General features: G+C 40.6%; 1 protein-coding gene. It reads left to right on the top strand.

Features of this window, described 5'->3' with window-relative positions; translation table 11 throughout:
* On the top strand, positions 1-2,217 hold a 2,217-nt coding region (locus L0U72_RS11675), incomplete at both ends, for a beta strand repeat-containing protein (protein ID WP_394801463.1).

The raw sequence follows: 2,217 nt of genomic DNA, 5'->3' as shown, positions 1-2,217 counted from the left end.
TGTAACGATTGCAGCAAATACGCCAACAGGAAGTTATCCTGTAACATATACGATTTGTGAAAGTGGGGTTAATCCAGCAAACTGTACAACGGCAACAGTAACAGTGGAAGTAGTAGGAGAATTATTAGCTGATAATGAAACTTTAGGAACAGCAAACTGTACAACGGCAACAGTAACAGTGGMAGTAGTAGGAGAATTATTAGCTGATAATGAAACTTTAGGAACAGCTTCAGCACCATTAGCATCAGGAACAACTGATGTTTCAGCGGGAGAAGTTTTAACAGGTGATACCTTAAACGGCGTTCAAGTAACGACCGCAAATACAGATGTAACGCCAATAACGACAGGAAATATCTTAATTGATGCCGATGGAAATGTAACGATTGCAGCAAATACGCCAACAGGAAGTTATCCTGTAACATATACGATTTGTGAAAGTGGGGTTAATCCAGCAAACTGTACAACGGCAACAGTAACAGTGGAAGTAGTAGGAGAATTATTAGCTGATAATGAAACTTTAGGAACAGCTTCAGCACCATTAGCATCAGGAACAACGGATGTTTCAGCGGGWGAAGTTTTAACAGGTGATACCTTAAATGGYGTTCAAGTAACGACGGCAAATACAGATGTAACGCCAATAACGACAGGAAATATCTTAATTGATGCCGACGGAAATGTAACGATTGCAGCAAATACGCCAACAGGAAGTTATCCTGTAACATATACGATTTGTGAAAGTGGGGTTAATCCAGCAAACTGTACAACGGCAACAGTAACAGTGGAAGTAGTAGGAGAATTATTAGCTGATAATGAAATTTTAGGAACAGCTTCAGCACCATTAGCATCAGGAACAACGGGTGTTTCAGCGGGTGAAGTTTTAACAGGTGATACCTTAAATGGCGTTCAAGTAACGACRGCAAMTACAGATGTAACGCCAATAACGACAGGAAATATCTTAATTGATGCCGACGGAAATGTAACGATTGCAGCAAATACGCCAACAGGAAGTTATCCTGTAACATATACGATTTGTGAAAGTGGGGTTAATCCAGCAAACTGTACAACGGCAACAGTAACAGTGGAAGTAGTAGGAGAATTATTAGCTGATAATGAAACTTTAGGAACAGCTTCAGCACCATTAGCATCAGGAACAACGGATGTTTCAGCAGGAGAAGTTTTAACCGGTGATACCTTAAATGGTGTTCAAGTAACGACGGCAAATACAGATGTAACGCCAATAAYGACAGGAAATATCTTAATTGATGCCGACGGAAATGTAACGATTGCAGCAAATACGCCAACAGGAAGTTATCCTGTAACATATACGATTTGTGAAAGTGGGGTTAATCCAGCAAACTGTACAACGGCAACAGTAACAGTGGAAGTAGTAGGAGAATTATTAGCTGATAACGAAACTTTAGGAACAGCTTCAGCACCATTAGCATCAGGAACAACGGATGTTTCAGCGGGAGAAGTTTTAACAGGTGATACCTTAAATGGCGTTCAAGTAACGACCGCAAATACAGATGTAACGCCAATAACGACAGGAAATATCTTAATTGATGCCGACGGAAATGTAACGATTGCAGCAAATACGCCAACAGGAAGTTATCCTGTAACATATACGATTTGTGAAAGTGGGGTTAATCCAGCAAACTGTACAACGGCAACAGTAACAGTGGAAGTAGTAGGAGAATTATTAGCTGATAACGAAACTTTAGGAACAGCTTCAGCACCATTAGCATCAGGAACAACTGGTGTTTCAGCGGGTGAAGTTTTAACCGGTGATACCTTAAATGGCGTTCAAGTAACGACGGCAAATACAGATGTAACGCCAATAACGACAGGAAATATCTTAATTGATGCCGACGGAAATGTAACGATTGTAGCAAATACGCCAACAGGAAGTTATCCTGTAACATATACGATTTGTGAAAGTGGGGTTAATCCAGCAAACTGTACAACGGCAACAGTAACAGTGGAAGTAGTAGGAGAATTATTAGCTGATAATGAAACTTTAGGAACAGCTTCAGCACCATTAGCATCAGGAACAACGGATGTTTCAGCGGGAGAAGTTTTAACAGGTGATACTTTAAACGGCGTTCAAGTAACGACCGCAAATACAGATGTAACGCCAATAACGACAGGAAATATCTTAATAGATGCCGACGGAAATGTAACGATTGCAGCAAATACGCCAACAGGAAGTTATCCTGT

This window comes from Tenacibaculum piscium, assembly GCF_021390755.1.
Lineage (GTDB): Bacteria > Bacteroidota > Bacteroidia > Flavobacteriales > Flavobacteriaceae > Polaribacter > Polaribacter piscius.
This window is presented reverse-complemented; position numbering and strand designations above follow the sequence as displayed.